The organism is Clostridium chromiireducens, from assembly GCF_003575225.1.
GTDB classification, from domain to species: Bacteria; Bacillota; Clostridia; order Clostridiales; family Clostridiaceae; genus Clostridium; species Clostridium chromiireducens.
The window spans coordinates 20256-41942 of the sequence record NZ_QXDJ01000010.1 but is presented as its reverse complement, the minus strand read 5'-3'; the positions used below and the strand labels follow the sequence as shown (position 1 = coordinate 41942).

The 21687-nt window shown below is 29.9% G+C and carries 17 protein-coding genes; 5 read left to right on the top strand and 12 right to left on the bottom strand.

Features of this window, described 5'->3' with window-relative positions:
• The first annotated feature begins 54 nt into the window (after window positions 1-54).
• Window positions 55-1131 carry a YkvI family membrane protein gene (locus tag D2A34_RS25130; RefSeq protein ID WP_079438543.1) on the top strand — a complete coding sequence of 359 codons (1077 nt, stop codon included), beginning with the start codon at window positions 55-57 and terminating at the stop codon, window positions 1129-1131.
• A 55-nt stretch (window positions 1132-1186) separates the two neighbouring features.
• The gene (locus D2A34_RS25125; protein ID WP_079438542.1) at window positions 1187-2143 is read left to right on the top strand and encodes a radical SAM protein; all 957 of its coding nucleotides are present in this window, start codon (window positions 1187-1189) and stop codon (window positions 2141-2143) included.
• Window positions 2144-2282: 139 nt separating this feature from the next.
• Here D2A34_RS25125 and D2A34_RS25120 read toward each other — a convergent pair whose 3' ends face one another.
• The 5 genes from D2A34_RS25120 to murI form a co-directional block, all read right to left on the bottom strand.
• Entirely contained in the window at window positions 2283-5453 is a 3171-nt protein-coding gene (locus D2A34_RS25120; RefSeq protein WP_079438541.1) for a S8 family serine peptidase, read from the bottom strand.
• A 110-nt stretch (window positions 5454-5563) separates the two neighbouring features.
• Complete coding sequence (locus tag D2A34_RS25115) at window positions 5564-6232, bottom strand: helix-turn-helix domain-containing protein (protein WP_079438540.1); 669 nt, start codon at window positions 6230-6232, stop codon at window positions 5564-5566.
• Window positions 6233-6234: 2 nt separating this feature from the next.
• The gene (locus D2A34_RS25110) at window positions 6235-6606 is read right to left on the bottom strand and encodes a DUF3783 domain-containing protein (protein WP_079438539.1); all 372 of its coding nucleotides are present in this window, start codon (window positions 6604-6606) and stop codon (window positions 6235-6237) included.
• A 45-nt stretch (window positions 6607-6651) separates the two neighbouring features.
• On the bottom strand, window positions 6652-7176 hold the full coding sequence (locus D2A34_RS25105; RefSeq protein WP_119368243.1) for a peptidylprolyl isomerase: 525 nt from the start codon (window positions 7174-7176) through the stop codon (window positions 6652-6654).
• A gap of 101 nt (window positions 7177-7277) precedes the next feature.
• A complete protein-coding gene (gene murI / locus D2A34_RS25100) occupies window positions 7278-8087 on the bottom strand; it encodes a glutamate racemase (RefSeq protein WP_079438537.1) in 810 nt (269 codons plus the stop codon).
• A 330-nt stretch (window positions 8088-8417) separates the two neighbouring features.
• Here murI and D2A34_RS25095 point away from each other — a divergent pair, with 330 nt between their 5' ends.
• Window positions 8418-9527 carry an HD-GYP domain-containing protein gene (locus D2A34_RS25095; RefSeq protein ID WP_079438536.1) on the top strand — a complete coding sequence of 370 codons (1110 nt, stop codon included), beginning with the start codon at window positions 8418-8420 and terminating at the stop codon, window positions 9525-9527.
• A 120-nt stretch (window positions 9528-9647) separates the two neighbouring features.
• Here D2A34_RS25095 and D2A34_RS25090 read toward each other — a convergent pair whose 3' ends face one another.
• The 7 genes from D2A34_RS25090 to trhA form a co-directional block, all read right to left on the bottom strand.
• On the bottom strand, window positions 9648-9884 hold the full coding sequence (locus D2A34_RS25090; RefSeq protein WP_079438535.1) for a hypothetical protein: 237 nt from the start codon (window positions 9882-9884) through the stop codon (window positions 9648-9650).
• Window positions 9885-10040: 156 nt separating this feature from the next.
• A complete protein-coding gene (gene carB, locus D2A34_RS25085; protein WP_079438534.1) occupies window positions 10041-13250 on the bottom strand; it encodes a carbamoyl-phosphate synthase large subunit in 3210 nt (1069 codons plus the stop codon).
• Between the two features lie 14 nt (window positions 13251-13264).
• Window positions 13265-14314 carry a glutamine-hydrolyzing carbamoyl-phosphate synthase small subunit gene (carA, locus tag D2A34_RS25080; RefSeq protein ID WP_079438533.1) on the bottom strand — a complete coding sequence of 350 codons (1050 nt, stop codon included), beginning with the start codon at window positions 14312-14314 and terminating at the stop codon, window positions 13265-13267.
• Between the two features lie 1067 nt (window positions 14315-15381).
• On the bottom strand, window positions 15382-15741 hold the full coding sequence (gene mgsA / locus D2A34_RS25075) for a methylglyoxal synthase (protein ID WP_079442219.1): 360 nt from the start codon (window positions 15739-15741) through the stop codon (window positions 15382-15384).
• A gap of 328 nt (window positions 15742-16069) precedes the next feature.
• Entirely contained in the window at window positions 16070-17314 is a 1245-nt protein-coding gene (locus D2A34_RS25070) for a glutamate-5-semialdehyde dehydrogenase (RefSeq protein ID WP_119368242.1), read from the bottom strand.
• Window positions 17315-17332: 18 nt separating this feature from the next.
• Window positions 17333-18145, bottom strand: coding sequence for a glutamate 5-kinase (gene proB, locus D2A34_RS25065; protein ID WP_119368241.1), 813 nt, complete (start codon window positions 18143-18145; stop codon window positions 17333-17335).
• Window positions 18146-18372: 227 nt separating this feature from the next.
• Complete coding sequence (gene trhA / locus D2A34_RS25060) at window positions 18373-19020, bottom strand: PAQR family membrane homeostasis protein TrhA (protein WP_079442216.1); 648 nt, start codon at window positions 19018-19020, stop codon at window positions 18373-18375.
• Window positions 19021-19243: 223 nt separating this feature from the next.
• Here trhA and D2A34_RS25055 point away from each other — a divergent pair, with 223 nt between their 5' ends.
• Together D2A34_RS25055 and D2A34_RS25050 are read left to right on the top strand one after the other, a co-directional pair.
• Entirely contained in the window at window positions 19244-19837 is a 594-nt protein-coding gene (locus D2A34_RS25055) for a DUF1836 domain-containing protein (RefSeq protein WP_079442215.1), read from the top strand.
• A 254-nt stretch (window positions 19838-20091) separates the two neighbouring features.
• A complete protein-coding gene (locus D2A34_RS25050) occupies window positions 20092-21687 on the top strand; it encodes an ABC-F family ATP-binding cassette domain-containing protein (protein ID WP_079442214.1) in 1596 nt (531 codons plus the stop codon).

The window sequence follows — 21687 nt, the reverse complement described above, 5'->3', positions numbered from 1 at the left end:
CAAAAGTAAAGCTTATATAATTAGTAAAAGAAACATTCTTCAAGGGGGATAAATTTGAAAAAGGAATTATTGAAGGTATTTCAAGTTGCCACTGTATTTATTGGAACGATTGTTGGTGCTGGACTTGCCTCTGGAAAAGAAATCACAGAATTTTTCACTCAATATGGACTATCTAGCTTTTTAGGTATCATAGGTTGTGGTATATTTTATATTTTGATGAGTTCAATAATCTCGAAAATAAGTATTCATTACAACCTTAGTTCATATAGTGACGTTATGAATATAATAAGTCCAAATATATTTGGTAAGTTTACTGGCGTAATAACTACCTTATTCTTAATCTCTAGTGCCTCAATAATACTTGCTGGAAGTGGGGCTTTAATTCACCAATTCTTTGGAATTCCAAAAATAATTGGTTCATTAATAATGATTTTAGTTGGTATCTTTTTTTTACTTAGGGATACAGAAGGCCTGATTGAAGTAAACTCATTCATTGTACCTGGATTAGTTTGCACTCTTTCTTTAATTACAGTTTTATATTTTACATTTTGTAAGGATTCTGTTTCACTTAATAATATATCTAGTTTCCCACCTAGGAAATCTGGAATCTTATTTTCAACAATATTATATGCAGGATACAATACACTTTCGGCATCCGGTGTTTTAGTTCCACTTAGTACACAAATGAAAAAAACTAGAACCATGATTATGGGAATTATAGTTGGTTCAATTGGTCTTACTATACTTTGCTTAATGATTAATTTATTACTAACAGTTAATCAGCCTTATATATATAAATATGAAATTCCATTACTTTTTGTAGCAAATAGATTTGGTAATATAATTCAAGCTCTGCTACTTGTAATTATTTGGCTAGAGATGTTTTCAACTGAAGTATCAGATATATATTCAATTAGTAAAACTATAGAACGCTCATTTAATATCAAATTTAAAAAGGCTATATTCATAGTAATTGGTATTGCCCTTGTAATTTCTCAATTTGGATTTGGAAACCTAATAACTAAGTTATATCCAATGTTCGGGTTATTAAGCTTAATATTTATATTTCAATGCATATTTTTCTTTTTCAAACATAAAAAAGAACTTTCTAATATGCCTGAAGAAAAATAAATATGATATACTTTATTAATATAAAGTTTAATTACCATCAGAAGGATTGATACAAATGAATTATTTAAGCTTATTAGACGAGTGTACTCTCTGTTCTAGAAATTGCAAAGTTAATAGAAATAATAGTGAAATAGGATTTTGCAGAGCATCAAATAAAGTAAAAATTGCCAGAGCCTCTCTGCACCTTTGGGAAGAACCTCCTATATCACAAGGAAAAGGTTCTGGTACTGTATTCTTTTCTCATTGTAACCTTAAGTGTGTATTTTGTCAGAATTACAACATAAGTCAAGGTATAGAATGTAATTTAGATATTCAACCTCCAAATTCCAATCCATTAGTTACTGGAATTGAAGTATCTATAGATCGTCTTTCAGAAATATTCTTAGAGCTTCAAGAAAAAGGTGCTAATAATATTAATTTGGTTACTCCAACTCACTTTGTTCCTCAAATAATTGACTCATTAAAAATTGCAAAGAAAAATGGATTAATTATACCAATCTTATATAATACTAATAGTTATGATTCCATTGAGACTATAAAATTATTAGATGGATATATTGATGTTTATTTACCAGATTTTAAGTACTTCAATGATAAATATGCTAAAAAATATTCTAATGTTGATAATTATGCTGACAATACAATACAAATAATAAGTGAAATGGTTAGTCAAGTTGGAATACCTAAATTTGATTCAAAGGGAAATATGATCAAAGGAGTTATTGTAAGACACTTAATGTTACCAGGACTTCTTTTTGATTCAAAGAAGATTATAGATTTTTTATATAATAGGTATAAGGATGATATTTATATAAGTTTAATGAACCAATACATTCCTATGTTTAAAGCTCACAACTTTCCAGAGATTAATAGGCCACTTAATTCCAAACATTATGACAGCTTAATTAATTACGCTTTGGAACTTGGAATTAAAAATGGTTTTATTCAAGACGAAGGTACTAATACATCTGACTTTATTCCTGAATTTAATTTAGATGGTGTAAAAAAATAGATGTATTTTCAATTGCATTAAATATACAGGGATGTATTTGTGATAATAATAAATCAAACCTCTTACAAATACATCCCTATTAACCTTATTTGCTTCATATACCAAAAGTATTTCACATTCAAAATTAGATAAAATCAAATTAGTAATAAAATTTTGGTATTCCTCTTTTATTATCTAATCCTGGTATAACTGGTGGAATAAACTCACGCATTCCTAATGTTCCTCTAAGCTCCGCTATTCTACTTACTCCAACATAAATATCTGAAATTCTGTACCATGTTGCATAATCAACTATACCTGTTTGTGGTAATGTAAATATCTGTTGAAATGTTTTTACTGCATCTGCAGTCTTTTGGTTGAACTGCCCATCTTCGGCTACTTTAGGTATTAAAGGGTAGTTTCTAGCTATTCTATTCAATTGATTTTGTATTGTTCTTACAGGTTGGCCTGAAGATCCTATAGTAAGTGGTTTTCCTGGATATGATTGAGGACTTCCAGAAACCTTTTCAGCTGTAGTTAATTCAATATCACTTCCATAATAATTTCTTAGTATTTCAAAAGGTACCATACCTTGTTGTGCTAATTTCTGGCTTCCCCATTGACTTAACCACTGCGGACAAGTAACATTCTTACCATCACAATATTGTGATAAAAGTGGCTGCTTAGCTCCAACTCGTCTTATATAAGTAGAGAATATTTCATCTACGATTTCACTTATACTGTCGTAAATATTTCTTCCGAAATTAAATGCATGATCATAGGCTGTTGAGCTAGTAATATCAAAATTCTTTCCTTTTCCCCTATACCATTCAGTATAAATTCTATTTAATGTAAATGATACAATGCAAAAAATATTTGCTCTTATAGCAGATTCATTCCATGTTGAATATATTTCACTAGAAGCAACATTTTTTACATAATCTTTAAATGGAACTTTGTAATTTGGTGCTGATGGATCATCAGGTCCTCCTTGGTGTACAATAATATACTCTGGAACTATAGGCTGAGGCAATACGACCCCTGAAGTTGGTGCTGGTAATGGTTTCTCTGGATCCTCTGGTATCTTAGGTGGAAAATTACCATTTAACCTATTTGGTTGTATATTTATAACTTCTTGCCGCATACTTCCCCTTCCTGAGTTACTTGTTAAATTACATATCTGATAAGCAACTTGTGTAGGAAATACCTGACATCCGCGTATTATAATCGGATTAAACCCATCTCTTTCAACTGTTATATCATATAGGCTATAAGGCATCTGGTTACTGTTCGGATTTAGAGAATATTCTAAAGGTGGTGCATTTAATTCTATTATTTGTGTCAAGCCAACAGTATCTGTAACTAGCTGAACACTATTTACATTATCAGAGCCTTCTCCTCCTCTTACAGTTATTCTAGCACCATCAATTGGAATATAATCAGATCCTCTGAAACATTGAATTTTTAATCTACCAATATTTTGTGTAGAACTTCCACTACTTGTACTCTCCATAAACTTCCTCTTTATATTTTTTCTCAGAATATTATATTTACTTAGGTTGATATTTATTACTGGTATATCTTTATTAGATATATATCTCCTAGTTAAAATGGAACTTAAATCATTTTGAAGTAGTTTTAAACTATTAAATGCGCATACTTCTCCATACCCCCACAAAGGGTTAGGATATGTTACATCTATGCGTCTTCTTTGCGCCCCCTTTATTAAATAGTACTTTAACCTTTGTCCAAATAAATAAGGATCATTTCCTCGGATAATCCCCCACTGCATCATTAGTGCACATATTCCTGCAACTTGAGGTGTGGCCATGGATGTACCCGTTTTACTATCATATCCTCCATTTGGCACTGGCCCAACTATCTCCTCTCCAGGAGCAGCCAAATCCGGTCTCACTAAATTCCCCTGATTTTGTGCTCCTCTTCCACTGAACGATGATAAGTTATTAGTTCGATAGTTATAACTTCCTACTGCAATTATATTATCCACTGTAGCAGGTATCCCCAGCGTATTAAATTGATTTGGTTCTAAAAATCTTGTTGCTGGATTAAGACCTTCTAATACTGGAAGCCATATTGAATATGTTCCCAAATATTCATTTATAACATTTAATTCCAAAGCCCATACTCCCTGAGCTAGAAAATTAGTTCTCGCTGAAAGTATTATTTTTATTTCACTATTCAACTCAAAAGGTTTTGGACCTGATACATATATATCGTACCTATCACTTCCTATTGCTCCTTGGATATATCCCTCTTGTATAGTAATATTTCCACTACTTTGGCTTGTTGGATTTGTTATCGTCATTGACATATTTGACAGAATTGGTTTATATAAATTCATAACTATGGACTTTTCTTCACTTGCTATATTGAAAATTTTCCTTTGTGTTTTAAGTAATTCTCCTCCAACATGATGCCCGGCATCTCCCTCATTCCCAGCTGCAATAGTTATAGATACCCGCTCTAAATTTGAAACTGTTCTAATATACTGTTCAAGTAAGCTGCTTCCATCATGAGCTCCATCGTTTGTACTTAAGCTAATACTAATAACTAAAGGCATATTTAGTTCCTTACTCTTATCTAACAAAAATTTAATACCTTGCATTATCTGTGAACTTAAAATTGTGGTTCCTCTTGCAGCTTTAACCATAGCTATTGACGCAGTAGGTGCTACACCTTTGTACATTGGGTTAATATTTCCTCCACCACATGCAATACCTGCTACGTGCGTTCCATGCCCTGTATTATCAAGTGAAGGAACTATTGAAAATGGATTAGAAGAATTTATTGCCTCATTAATGGTTTGTTTGTTATAAACCTGACCTCCAGTGCTCAAATCATAAATATACTCTATTCTAGTAGTTCCTTGTGTATTCATAAATGCCGGATGAGTATAATCTATTCCTGAATCAACAAATCCAACTAATACACCTTCACCTGAAACATTAAAATCAGGAGATAATTGAGGTATACATGATACTCTATTACTTTCTTGATCTTGCTCGTATAGACTTTTAGGTAATTCTATATATTGAATTGTAGTACTAGCTGCCAATTGCTCTAGCATATTAGCAGGTATAATAACTACTGCAAAGTTAAACCCCAAGTCTTGAAAACTCCCACCTATTCCTTCAACGAATGCTCTTGTTTCCTCTTCATTACCTCTATACAGAATTGTAAGTTCTATGTTGTTACCTTGACTTTGATATTTATAGCCTAACTCATCTAGTATTGCTTTTGGTACATTAGTTAATAATCCTATTGATGCATCTACCTTTGAGGGTAATTGCCTTTCTAATGCCACTATCATAATCACATCCCAAATAATTCTATCTTTAAATTATATTACTCATAAAATATTCTTATGTAATAAAAAAGAGCATAACTGGAAGATCCAGTTATACTCTTTTCATTATTTAGTTATAGTTTGATTTCAACTCTTTCTAATTTTGCAATTACGTCTATTTCTTTTAATTCCATAGTTTCAGTGATCAAACTTCCTGCATTACTTACCAAAAGCAACTTGGCATTTCCTAGAACTTTTACTTGTCGTATTTTCCTCTTCCCCTTATAGTCAACTAAGAAAAAACCATTGTTGCTTACTTCCTTTACACTATGAGCAAAAGCAATATCTCCCTTTAACATTCTAAAACCGTTCATTTCATCATCTTCTATTTCTAAATAGAAGACTTTGTCTTGTGGGTAATTATCTATCTTATTTGAATGAACAGGCATTTCTTTTGATCCTTTTTTATTAGATAAAGAGTAATCATATATAGGAACACTTCTAAGTACTGATGAAAAGGCATCTGTCCACACTTCTGAACTTTCTACATTTCTTTTTGGAAGTTCCTTTAAAGTCTTTTTTTCTTCCATTAAAGCTTCATCAGTAACCACCATGCTGATATCATTTAAATCAGCTTTTAAAACCTTAGCTGCTTTATCAATGAACGATTCTGGTGCGACTTTTCTTCCCATTTCAACTTCATTCAAATATTTTTCCGCTACACCTAGCTTCTTTGCTAGAGCTTTAACTGTCATACCACTTTTTTCTCTAGCCTGCTTAATATTTTCTCCTACACGACTCACTTTTACTTTCTCCCCTTTTGTTGTTCTTTAAACCATTCTCTTTCTTCAATCAAATGTTCTAATAAATAGCTAAATGTCCATCTATAGTTTTGTGGTGTAGATATAGCTAATACTCCACCTTGAACAAACCCTCTGATGTATCGAATAGTAACTTTTAATTGTTCGTCTTTAAATCCATTAAAAATAAGTGCCTTCTCATTTAATGGCAATTCATCATAAGAATTATCATTGGTATTCCCATTAATTATATCTTCTATTTTCATTAAAGCCATCTTATTATTTACTTCTATGACTTTAATATTCTGTCCTTTAATTTTATCAATTTGTTCTTGATCTAACCCATATGCTAATATACACTTATTATTTGTAGCCATTTATGACACCTCTTTTCATTTTTATAACTTAAATTAATATGTCTTTTAATCTTCTATTATTTCAGGTGCCTTCATTTCTTCGCCTTGCATATCAACTGTAACACTTTTAATAACTTGATCTTCATATGGTCTATCTGACCTATCAGTCTTTTGAGCAACAATTTTATCTGCTACTTCCATTCCTTCAATAACCTTACCAAATGATGCATATTGCCCATCTAAATGTGGCGAATCTGCTACCATTATAAAGAATTGGCTACCTGCTGAATTTGGATTCATTGCTCTAGCCATTGATAGTACACCTCTTGAATGTTTTAAAGTATTCTTAAATCCATTACTTGTGAATTCTCCCTTTATAGAATATCCTGGACCACCCATACCGCTACCTTCTGGGCATCCCCCTTGAATCATAAAGTTTGGAATAACTCTATGAAAAATTAATCCATCATAAAATCCTCTATTAATTAAATCTATAAAATTATTTACCGTATTTGGTGCTATTTCAGGATATAATTCTGCTTTAATAACTCCACCATTTTCCATAGTCATTGTAATAATTGGATTCTTCATCTTAATAATTTCTCCTCTCGAAATCAATCTTAAATAGTATTATTATCTAAAATATAAAATTAAATTCATAACTCATGTGCATTTATAAATCTAAATTATATTTATATATTAATTAGATTATAACAGAAATCTATAATATTATTATCATTTATAGAATTATAGATCATTACCTCTCCTTTTGACTTTGAATCATTTAATAGATCCTTTTCTAAAAGTTTTCTTTTTAATTCTTGAGCGGTACCCTTTCCCCCATCAATAAGAGGCACATTTTCTCCAACAACGCTAGCTAAAGCCTTTTTAATAAAAGGATAATGTGTGCATCCTAAAACTATTGCACTTATATCATCTTCCAGATATATTTTAAACTTTTCTTTTAAATAATTTTCTAATTCTTTACCTTCTAGAATTCCTCGCTCTATAAACTCTACAAGTCCAGCGCAAGGTAAAGATATTATACTCGCTTCACTTTTATATCTCTCCATTAATGATTTAAATTTCTTTTCTCTTAACGTCATGGGCGTTGCCATTATTATTATATTACCTTTTCTATTAAGCTTTACTGCCGGCTTTAATGCCGGCTCTATTCCTATTATTGGAATATGCTTATATTGACTTCTAACTAATTCAATAGCTGCACTAGTCGCAGTATTACAAGCCACTACAATTGCCTTAACTTCTTTATTTAATAAAAAATCTACCGCTTTCAAAGTAAGATCTTTAACTTCATCCAACTCCTTAGTTCCATAAGGAGCATTTTTTGAATCTCCAAAATATATATAATTTTCATTGGGCATGACGAAAATAGCTTCTTTCATTACACTTAATCCACCGACCCCTGAGTCAAAAAATCCTATTGGATTATTATTAATATACAAAGTGCCCTCACTCCATCTTTCTCTAAAATTAGGCATGTAAAATGATATAACTATATTTAAAACATGCTCATTTTATAATAAATATTTACGAAAATATAGACAAAACTGAACAACACATAGTTTGCTTTTATTACTTAAGAAATTATAAATTTAATCAGTTAAATCTAAAAACTTATCATAATAAATATTTTATTACTTTATCTACCTGATGTCTAGCGATTGTAGTATTCATTTATATATTAGATTTAATTCTTTTGCTAATTATATTAAAATCCTATACCTTAGCATTTTTTTCATTATTATACTATAATTTTACACAATTTTTATGATATAATTGTTATTATTATTGCAGCGAGGTATATAATTATGCGTTTAATTCCTATTGAATGTGTTAGAGAAAGTTCTTTATTGGGTAAAAATATATATACTTCTGATGGGCGATGCTTGCTTAAAGCTGGAGTTGTATTGACTGATGCTATATTAAAAAAAGTTAAAGAATATAAAATATTTTCACTTTATATAGTTGATGACTACAGTACTGCTGAAATTGAAGATATAATAAAACCAGAATTAAGGCAAAAATCTATATCTGTTATTAAGGAAACTTTTTCCGATATAGAAAGGATAGCTTCGGTTCATAAATTTGAGCAACGTAGTATCAAAGAGTATTCAAAGCAAGAGAAAAAATACTTTAACTCAATTAATAAAATAGCAGATGAATTATTAGAAAATGTTTTGTCAAATAAAAATGTACTTCTTTCATTAGTTGATATAAAAAGCATGGATAACTACACTTATTCCCATTGTGTTAACGTTGCTGTTATATCACTTATACTTGGAATTAGTTTAAATCTTTCGAAAAGAAATTTAACTTATCTTTGTATTGGTGCGCTAATTCATGATATTGGAAAGTCATTCATCCCACGAGAGGTTCTTCAAAAACCTGGAAAATTAACGCCAGAAGAATTTGATATAATAAAAAATCATTCAAGATATGGATATAATTTTCTAAATAGATTTTTTACTTTAAGTGCTCATATTAAATTAATAGTTTTACAACATCACGAAAGATTTGATGGATTAGGTTATCCTAATGGTATAAATGGTAAAGAAATTAGCTACTTGGCTAGAATTGTTAGTATTGCGGATGTATATGATGCATTAACATCTGATAGGCCATATAAAAGAGCTATGTGCCCAAGTGATGCACTAGAATATTTAATGTCTAATGCAGGAACACTATTTGATTATGATATGATTAGTGTATTTTGCAAAATTGTTATTCCTTTTCCTCAAGGCACAATTGTAAGTTTGAGTAATGGCGACATAGGGGTAGTTGAAGAAACTCTTCCGAACTTTCCATTAAGACCAGTTGTAAAAATACTTAAAAGTAATCTACCAAATAAAGTTGGCTCTAAGATTAATTTAGTGGACAACCTTTCAGTAGTTATATCTAATATAAAATATGAAGTATAAAATAAGCTGCCGATTTATTATATTTGTAGCTTGTTTTTCTATCTATTAATATTTATTTGAAAATAATATTATATATCATACTTTTACAACACTTATAAATAGTGCTTGTTAAATATTACTTTAATTAATTCTTTGTTTCTTATGTTCAAATGGATTCAAATTTGCTAATTCTTCTGCTTCTTTATAGCTTCTAGCTCTAAAAACTAATGTCCATCCATTTTTGTCATACTTTCCTGCACACATTATATACTTCTCTTGTTGACTCATAAAATTCCCTTGTCTATCTATTATTAAACTTCTAATATTATCAACATTCTTACAATTAACTTTAACAAAAAAATTTCCTATTTCACTCACAATACACATCTCCTAACCAAACATATGTTCATTAATTGTATTATATAGAACATATGTTCATTTGTCAACAATTCTATCTAAACAACATTTTTTTACAAAAAACCTCTAAAGACTAGATATATTAATCTTAAGTCCTTAGAGGTCCATTTATGTTTCTTATTCTGCTATATTAAATACTTCTAAATCTTTACTTTCATCAAACTTCTCAAGTTCTACATCCGCAATAGCTCTTAATGTATCTAATGCAGTAATTACTCCTAAGTTTCTCTCAACAGCTGCTCTTCTTATTAAGAATCCGTCTCTTTTTGAGTCATTTCCCTTAGTTGGGGTATTTACAACCAGGTCCACTTCTCTATTCTTAACTATATCTAAAATATTTGGTTCTTCTTCATCTATTTTTCTAATTTCTTCAGCTTCTATACCTGCTTCCCTTAATAACTCACAAGTTCCCGATGTTGCAATAAATTTATATCCTACTGATGCTAAATCTTTTGCTATTGGTAAGAATTCTGCCTTATCATGCTTGTTAATTGTAGCAAGTATTTTTCCCTTTTCCTTTGAAGGGTACATATACGCCCCAACAAATCCTTTATAAAGTGCTTCCTTTAGATTTCTACCAACTCCCAAAACTTCTCCTGTAGATCTCATTTCAGGCCCTAAGCTTACTTCAACATTAGGTAATTTTTGAGTTGAGAATACAGGTACTTTAACTGAAACTAATTTAGGCTCTTTATATACATCTACTCCATATCCCAAATCCTTTAATTTAGCACCAAGCATTACTCGTGTTGCTAAATCTACTATTGGAACTCCACTTACCTTACTTATATATGGTACTGTTCTTGATGCTCTTGGATTAACTTCAATTACATATAATTCTCCTTCAAATTCTATGAATTGAATATTTATCATACCCTTTATTCCAATTTCTAGAGCTAACTTTCTAGTATATTCTAATACATCAGCTTTAATGTTGTCAGAAATATTTTGGCTTGGGTACATAGTTACACTATCCCCTGAATGAACTCCAGCTCTTTCTAAGTGCTCCATGATACCTGGTATTAAAATATCTTCTCCATCTGATATAGCATCTACTTCTATTTCTCTACCCATTAGATATTTATCTATAAGTATTGGATTCTTACTGTCTTTAGCAAAAGCATTCTCTAAATAGTATGATAACTCTTCTTCATCATGAGTTATCTCCATTCCTTGACCTCCAATTACATATGAAGGTCTAACAAGTACTGGGAACTTTAATCTTCTAGCTTCTTCTAATCCTTCTTCTAAAGACCATATTCCCTTACCCTTTGGTCTTGTTATTCCTAATCTCTCTAATAAATCATCAAACTTTTCTCTGTCTTCAGCCATATCTATTTGATCAGCTGTAGTTCCAAGTGTTACAATATTTTGTTCTTTCAAGAAGTTTGCAAGCTTAATAGCTGTTTGACCTCCAAATTGAAGTATTACACCATCTGGCTTTTCTTTTTCTATTATATTTAAAACATCTTCTTCAGTTAATGGTTCAAAGTATAATTTATCTGATACATCAAAGTCAGTACTTACTGTTTCTGGGTTATTATTAACTATAATAGTTTCAATTCCAAGTTTCTTTAATGCTTTTACGCAGTGTACTGACGCATAGTCAAATTCAATTCCTTGACCTATTCTTATTGGACCTGAACCTATAACTATAACCTTTTTATTGTCTGATACCTCAACTTCATCATATTGCTCATATGTTGAGTAATAGTAAGGTGATAATGCTTCAAATTCTCCTCCACAAGTATCAACCATTTTATACGAAGGTTTTATATTCCATATATCTCTTAATCTATAAATGTCATCTGGGCTAACCTTCAACATATCTGCAATAGCTTTATCTGAAAATCCTTTTTTCTTTAAGTTGTGTAACCATTCTTTATCTAAATCTTCTATTTTACTAAGTTTTAATCTTTGTTCTTCTTCAACTATCCATTTGATCTTTTCTAAAAAGAACATATCAATACCTGTAATTTTGTTTATTCTATCTATCATATAGTCTCTTCTTATCATCTCAGATAGCGCAAATATTCTTTCATCGTCTGGTTTCATTACTATATCTTTTAAATCTGCAATACTATATTCCTTAAATTTCTTATGGTCTAAAGAATATTTTCCTATTTCTAAACTTCTAATACCTTTTAAAAACGCTTGCTCAAAATTAGCTCCGATAGCCATAATTTCTCCTGTAGCCATCATTTTAGTTCCCAATTGTCTATCAGCGCCAAAGAATTTATCAAAAGGCCATTTTGGTATCTTAACAACAACATAATCAAGTGTTGGTTCAAAACATGCATAAGTCTTTTGAGTTACTGCATTTTTTATTTCATCTAATCCATATCCAAGTGCTATTTTAGCTGCAAGCTTTGCAATAGGATACCCTGTTGCCTTTGATGCTAAAGCTGAACTTCTTGATACTCTAGGATTAATTTCTATAACTGCATATTCAAAGGAATTTGGATTTAATGAAAATTGTACATTACATCCACCTTCAATTCCAACTGCATTAATTATATTTATTGATGCTGTTCTAAGCATTTGATATTCTTTATCTGAAAGAGTTTGTGATGGTGCAACTACTATACTATCACCAGTATGTATACCAACAGGATCTATGTTTTCCATGTTACATACAGTAATGCAGTTTCCATAAGAGTCCCTCATTACTTCGTATTCTACTTCTTTCCATCCCTTAACGCTCTTTTCAAGTAAAACTTGACCTATTGTACTTAATTGAAGTCCTAATCTTAATATAGTTTCAAGTTCTTCTTCATCATTAGCAATACCGCCGCCAGATCCACCTAAAGTATACGCTGGTCTAACTATAACTGGATATCCAATTTTATTTGCAAAATCCATACCTTCTTCTAAACTGGTTACAATTTCGCTCTTTATAACTGGTTCCCCAATTTTATTCATCATATTTCTGAATAATTCTCTATCTTCACCTTCTTTAATAGATGCAATAGATGTTCCAATTACTTTTACGTTATATTTTTCTAAAGTACCAGAATCATGTAATTCTACAGCCAGGTTAAGTCCTGTTTGACCACCCATTCCTGCAAGTAAACTATCTGGTCTTTCTTTAGCAATAACTTTCTCAACAAACTCTAATGTTAACGGCTCTAAATAAACTTTATCCGCTACTTCCTTATCTGTCATTATTGTCGCAGGATTTGAATTCACAAGTACAACTTCTATTCCTTCTGATTTTAACGCTTCACAAGCTTGAGTTCCTGAGTAGTCAAACTCTGCCGCTTGACCTATGACTATAGGACCCGATCCTATAACTAAAACTTTTTTTATATCTTTATTTAATGGCATTTTACTTACCCCTCCTATAGTGCATATTCTAAGAATTTATCAAATATGTATTCACTGTCTTTTGGACCTGCTGATGCTTCTGGATGGAATTGAACTGAATATATTGGTAAAGTCTTGTGCTTCATTCCTTCTACAGTTCCATCATTTATATTAACGTGAGTAATTTCCATATCATCTGGTAACTTTTCTACTACATAACCGTGGTTTTGAGAAGTTATATGCACAATGTTAGCTTCCAAATCCTTAACAGGATGATTACATCCTCTGTGCCCAAATTTTAATTTAGTAGTTTTACCACCTAGCGCTAAACCTAATAATTGATGACCTAAGCAAATACCAGTTATTGGTTTCTTTCCAACTAATTTTTTAATATTTTCTATAGCAAAATCTAAATCTTCTGGATCCCCAGGACCATTAGATAAGAATACTAAATCTGGATTAACATTTAAAACTTCTTCAGCTGTAGTTGTGGCTGGGAATACAGTTAACTTGCATCCTCTCTTTTTAAAGTTCCTTATTATATTAGTCTTTATACCAAAATCCATAACTGCGATATGCTTTCCTGTGCCTTCAACAGTATAAGATTTTTCTGTAGTAACAGTTCTTACAGCTTCCTTAGTAGAAAAGCCCGCAACTTTTTCTTTAACATATTCATCATCAACATCTTCGAGTGTAATAATTCCTCTCATAGTACCACTATTTCTTAATACTTTAGTTAAAGCTCTTGTATCTATTCCTTCTAACCCAATAACCTTTCCTTGTTTTAAGAAATCTTCAAGTTCTAATTCACATCTAAAGTTACTAGGCATATTACACTTTTCTCTTACAATAAAGCCCCTTACTTTTATTGAATCTGATTCCATATCTTCAAGATTGATTCCGTAATTACCTATTAAAGGGTAAGTCATAGTTACTATTTGTCCGTAATAAGATGGATCTGTAAGTACTTCTTGATAACCTGTCATACCAGTTGTAAATACTACTTCTCCAACACTTTCCTTCAGGTATCCAAAAGCCTTCCCTTCAAAAACCATGCCATTTTCTAATATAAGCTTTGCCTTCATGCTCAAGCCTCCTACAAATATATTTTTGCTAAAACTACACCTTATAAATTTTTGTTTATATAAAACAAAAGGATAATAAAGAGACTGCAGTAAAAACTACGCTCTTCACTATCCTGTGATATACCTTACAAATATTTGAATTCAAAAAATAAGCTATGAAATTTTTCAACGCTTCCAAATATCATAGTCGTGTTCCCTTTTTGGCCTCACAGGACCAAGTTAAAGTGCATCTTAACTTTTAAATTTTCTCTTTCTCAATATTTTAGTTGATAGATCATTCTATGTCAAGATAAATTAAGGATAGTTTAATATTTTATATAATTTTTTCTTTGTTTATCATATCGTTTTATTAGTTATATTTATAAATTTATTTTTAAATATTCATCTCACATATCAATCTTATCATATATACATAATAATATAAAGCATAAAAATTCATTTAATATGAATTTTTATTCACAAACGTACCGATATACAGTTAAGCAATTCGCAAAATGTGATTCATTTTTATATCTAGTATTATATTCAATAACTTATATACAAATTCATATATTGAAAATAACACATTATTTATTTGTATATTAATAAAAAGTAATAGTTGATATTCGGTCACTGATTTCTTATCCATCGACAAAGTTCTAGATATATAGATCTAATAATTTTTATTTTTTCTATAACGTTCTTTATTGTAATTTAATTTAATTTGTGTTATAATTTAATTAAGTAAATATTCAGAATATTTAGGCAGTTACAGTTAATTCTGAACTGACCTTCTCCAAATCTGAATCTCAATCAACACTACTTTTTCTAAAAAACACTTATCATGAATTTGATAAGTGTTTTTTTATTCCAAATTAAATTTTTATATACTTTAAATAAATTCCCAATATATGCTATGATCCAATTAAAATTTACCAATATAATTTAATAAAAAAAATAGATTAATAACCATAATAGATATGAAATCGTTCTTTACAAATAATAACTTAATTCATAATCTACATACTAATTATTAATCCTATTTTTTAATAATATTTAATTCTTTTGCAACAGCAGCATGTCCTTAATTAAAATTCTTTAATTATAATTTCTGCAGTCTTTATATTCGTAACTACCGCTACATTATGTACATTACAAACTCTAAGTAATGCTGATACGTCTGGTTCATGCGGTTGTGAAGTTAGTGGGTCTGTAAGGAATACTACTAAATCAATTTTTCCTTCTGCAATTCTTCCACCTAGTTGTTGATCTCCTCCATATGGTCCTGAAAGATATCTTTTAACTTTAAGTCCAGTTGCTTCAGATATTAACTTTCCTGTTGTTCCTGTTGCAACTAACTCGTACTTTGCTAATACATCCTTATATTTTTTCGAAAATTCAATGATTTCTTCTTTCTTTTTATCATGTGCTATTAAAGCAATTTTCATAATTTCATCCCCTTTATTAAATTTTACTCTGATACGTTTTCACTTGAAATTATACTACAACTCTTTATTATAAAAAAGATTATTTATACCTTAAAAATAACTTTATATATCATAAAATTATAATAAATAATTTTTTATAATTTTGAGTATTTCCTAGGTAATATATTTTCATTAAAATCTTTTATTGTCAATTTTCCTTTCACAAATAATATCTTCTTAACAATTAATCTTAGATTATAGTAGCATCCTTAAGTGCCTTATAAATAATTAAGGAACATTTCTAAAAGAAATATTCCTTAATATCCAAAACTAAACAAATTAAAGTACTCTACCTTATTTGACCATTTCCATATATGATATATTTTATTGTTGTTAGTTCTTTAAGCCCCATTGGACCCCTAGCATGTAACTTTTGAGTGCTTATACCTATTTCAGCACCAAATCCAAATTCAGATCCATCAGTAAATCTTGTAGATGCATTTACATAAACGGCAGCCGCATCTACTCTTTGCAAGAATTTTTGAGAATTTTTATAGCTTTCTGTAACTATGGCTTCTGAATGGCCTGTTCCATATTTATTAATATGTGTAATTGCTTCATCCACATCTTTAACTATTTTAACAGCCATTACATAATCTAAGTATTCTTTTCCCCAATCTTCTTCATTTGTCTTTTCAATATCATTAATTATGGTCTGTGATGCATCATCGCCTTTAACTGCAACTCCATTTTCTCTTAACGCTTTAACCACTGTTGGCAAAAATTCACCAGCTATCTTTTCATTTACTAGCAACTTTTCAGCAGAATTACAAACAGAAGGCCTTGATGCTTTTGCATTAACAGTTATATCCTTTGCCATTTCAAAATCACAATTCTCATCTATATATATATGACAATTGCCTGTACCTGTTTCTATAACTGGAACAGTTGCATTTTTAAGAACTGCTTGAATAAGTCCTGCTCCTCCTCTTGGAATAAGAACATCTATAAATTCATTTAATCTCATCATTTCAGTTGCAACTTCTCTGCTTGTATCTTCAATTAACTGAACCGATTCCTTAGGCAATCCTGCCTTCTCCATTCCCTTAACTAACGCTTTAACTATAGCCTTATTTGAATTTATAGCTTCACTACCACCTCTTAAAATAACAGAATTTCCTGTTTTCAAACACAATCCAGCTGCATCACATGTCACATTAGGTCTAGCTTCATAAATTATTCCAATAACTCCTAATGGCACTCTTTTTTGACCTATTTGTAATCCATTTGGTCTTTGCCACATTGAAATTACTTCTCCAATCGGATCTTGTAATTTCACTACATCTTTAAGCCCATCAGCCATACCTTTAATTCTATCATCACATAAAGCTAATCTATCTAACATAGCCTCTGATGTACCTTTTGATTTTGCAGTTTCCAAATCTATTTCATTTGCTTTAATAATATCATTTTTTGCATTAATCAATTCTTCTGCCATAAGAATTAAAGCATTATCTTTTTGTTCAGTAGATGCAATACTTAATTCATAAGATGCTTCTTTTGCCTTCTGGCCAATAATTATTAATTCACTCATATTTATAGCCCCCTTTTTTTATTTTTTTTCTGATATAAATAACGTTCCTATTTCTTCAGCATTTAATATATCTAATAATATACTTGGTTCATTACCATTAGACAAAACCATATCTACTCCTGCTTTTGTAGCTGTCTTAGCAGCCGTTAGTTTTGTAATCATACCACCAGTACCTACACTTGAGCCAGCTCCACCAGCGCATTCTTCTAACTCTGGAGTTATCTCTTTAACCTCATTTAATAAAGTTGCATTATCATTGTTTCTAGGATCTGAATCGTAGAAACCATCTATATCTGATAATATTATTAATAAGTCTGCATCAACTAAACATGCGACTATTGCCGATAAATTATCATTATCTCCAAACCTAACTATATTCTCAATCTCATCTATAGAAACAGTATCATTTTCATTTACTATTGGAATTATTCTTTTCTCTAATAATGTTTCAAAAGTATTACATACATTTTCTCTAATATGATCATCTTCAACTACATCTCTTGTTAATAAAACTTGACCTACTATATGACTATACTCCCCAAAAAACTTACTATATATATGCATCAATTCACATTGTCCTACTGACGCAACAGCTTGTTTTTCTCTTATACTTTCGGGCTTTTCTTTAAGCTTCAATTTATTCACACCAACAGCAACTGCACCTGATGTTACCAATACAACCTGTTTACCAGAATTAACTATATCTGATAAAGTTCTTGTTAACTTTTCAATTCTACTTAAATTAATGTTTCCATTATCATAAGTTAGTGTTGATGATCCCACTTTTACAACTATTCTATTTGCATCTTTTAACCTTTGACGAAAGCCCATTTTTACATCCCCTTAAAAGTCATATTTATTCTTTATCTTTTATCTTACTATACCAAATATATCTTATCAAGTTATAAAATCCTTTTTAATATAAATTCCCTAATGATATGATATCTACTTAAAAATACAAAATCATTTTTATATGAAAAGAGAACCTCTTAAAAATTAATTTTAAGAAGTTCTCTAAGCATTCTGCTTATATGTTAACATCATAATAATATGAAAAACTAAATTATATATACAAAAACACAGATAAAGTGGCAAAGTGTCCCTAACATTATAAATACATGGAATATTTCATGTCTTCCAAATAGCCATATTCTTATTTTATCTGATTTCAATGCATATATTACTCCACCAACTGTATACATCACGCCACCTAAAACCAGCCACATTAACCCTATTAATGACAATACTTGTGACATAGGATATATTGCAAATATTGCAAACCAGCCAATTCCAATATACATTGTGCTACTAAGCCATCTTGGACAAGTTACCCAACATAATTTAAATGCAATTCCCACAACTGCACATATTGTTACTGCTGAAAATAAGTTAAATCCTACTTTCCCATTCAATGCTACCAAGCAAAATGGAGCATATGATCCAGCAATTAAAATGAATATCATTGAATGATCTAATCTTTTTAGAGCTTTTATAACTTTATCATTAGCTATAACTGAATGATATGTTGCCGATGCACTATATAATAAAATCATACTTACTCCAAAAAATAAAACTGAAAATATTGTTATTGCAGAACTTCCTCTTTCATATGCTCTAAATAGCATTGCAATTAAAGCAACTAATGATAGTACTGCTCCCACAAAGTGAGTTAGCCCATTTATAGGTTCTCTTAAATATTTCTCCATTCTTTTACCCTCCTATTTATTACCACATAGTTTTTATAACTACATGTTATTATATATATAATTATTTCATATATTTATTTGTATTGCAAAAGTTATTTTCGCTTATATTTTATTATCTATTAGTATTTTACCCATAAATGCTTGAATTATCTACCTCTTTCCATTAATATTGAAATTGTAATAATGAACATAGTTTTTATTACTATGTGAGGAGTGAAATCTTATGAGTGACTTTAATATTGATAACTATATAAATTCACAAAAATCATCTAATAATATAAATTTAAATGACTTTCCTGAAATTGATCTTTATATGGATCAAGTTATGCAGCTATTCGAAAGTAAATTAAATTATACTAAAAGAAATGATGACGATAAAGTATTAACTAAAACCATGATTAATAATTATGCAAAAGGTAATCTCTTGATGAAAATTAAAAATAAAAAATATACTAAGAATCATCTTATCTTAATGGGCTTAATTTATAATCTGAAAGGTGCCTTATCTCTAACAGATGTCAAAACTCTTCTGACACCTATAATAGACTCTTTTGAAAAAGATCAAAACTATCCACTACATGATGTATATCAATCATTTTTAGATATATATGATTTAAATTTAGATGATTTAAATTTATCTTCTAATAAAATTTATGAGAATATACAAGAATTAATAAAATCTAAAGAGGATACATTAGGTGATTATGAGGAAAACTTCTTACTTATATGTGCCTATGTTAATATGAGTAATCTATATAGGCGTATGAGTGAAAAAATATTAGATGAATGTTTTAATATTCCAAAGAATTGTAAATAATACGAGTATTGTTTAAACTTTAATCTAATACAAATTTTTTAAATTATAGCAATACTTAAAAATGCAAAATTTGTTGATTATGTGGTATAATAAGCAACATGAAGTGAAACTACTTGAACAATATATAATTAAGAATTAAATTCAACATAATTTCTAAACACATATATTTATTACAACTAAGAATTTTCTTCTTAAAAACATATATTGTAGATTTTTATAGTAATTACAATAATAAGAAATGAGGTCGAAATATATTGATAAACGTATCAAATGTTAGTCTGAGATTTGGTGGACGTAAACTTTTTGAAGATGTCAACCTTAAATTTACTCCTGGAAATTGTTATGGAGTTATTGGTGCTAATGGAGCTGGAAAGAGTACATTCTTAAAAATATTATCAGGTGAAATAGAACCTAATACTGGAGAAGTTACAATTGCTCCTAATTTAAGAATGTCTGTTTTAAAACAAGAACATTATAAATATGACGATTTTCAAGTTTTGGAAACTGTGATAATGGGTAATGAAAGACTATATCAAATAATGAAGGAAAAAGATGAGATATATGCTAAACCTGATTTTTCTGATGAAGATGGAATTAAAGCATCTGAATTAGAAGGAGAATTTGCTGAACTTAATGGTTGGGAAGCCGAATCTGAAGCTTCTTCAGTTCTACAGGGATTAGGAATAGGAACAGAAATGCATTTTAAAAATGTATCGGAATTAACTGGTGGAGAGAAGGTTAAAGTTCTTTTAGCTCAGGCTCTATTCGGAAATCCTGGAATCTTAATTCTAGACGAACCTACTAACGGCTTAGATTTAAAAGCTGTAAACTGGTTAGAAGACTTCTTAGGAAACTTTGATGGAACTGTTATAGTAGTATCACATGATAGACATTTCTTAAATGCAGTTTGTACTCAAATGGCTGATGTTGATTTTGGGAAAATTAAAATTTATGTTGGTAACTATGACTTCTGGTATGAATCAAGTCAATTAGCTCTTCAATTATCAAAAGATCAAAACAAGAAGAAAGAAGAAAAAATTAAAGATTTACAAGACTTTATTGCAAGATTCAGTGCTAATGCATCTAAATCTAAGCAAGCTACTTCTCGTAAAAAGTTATTAGATAAAATCACCTTAGATGATATTCAACCTTCAAGTAGAAAATATCCTTTTGTAGGGTTTAAACCTGAAAGAGAAGTTGGTAATGATATATTAATGGTTAAAGATTTATCTAAAACTGTTGATGGTGTTAAATTATTAGATAATATAAATTTCATGGTTAATAAAGGTGATAAAATTGCTCTTATTGGAAATGAAATAGCTGTAACTACATTATTTAAAATCTTAGCTGGAGAAATGGAACCAGATAGTGGAGAATTTAAATGGGGAATAACTATAACTAACGCTTACTTCCCAACTGATAATTCTGCATTCTTTGATGGCTGCAATCTTTCATTAGTAGATTGGCTTAGACAATATTCTGAAGAAAAATCCGAAAGCTATATTAGAGGTTTCTTAGGTAGAATGCTATTCTCAGGTGAGGAAGCCTTAAAAGAGGCTAGTGTATTATCAGGAGGAGAAAAGGTTAGATGTATGTTGTCTAAAATGATGCTATCTAACGCTAATGTATTAATGCTAGATCAACCAACTAATCACCTTGATCTTGAATCAATTACAGCTGTAAATAATGGTTTAAGAGATTATAATAGTAACATATTATTTGCTTCTCACGACCACCAATTCGTTCAAACTATAGCAAATAGAATTATCGACATAAAAGATGATGGTTCTATAGTTGATAGAACTATGACATTTGATGAATACTTAGAATTTTCTAATTCTAATAAATAA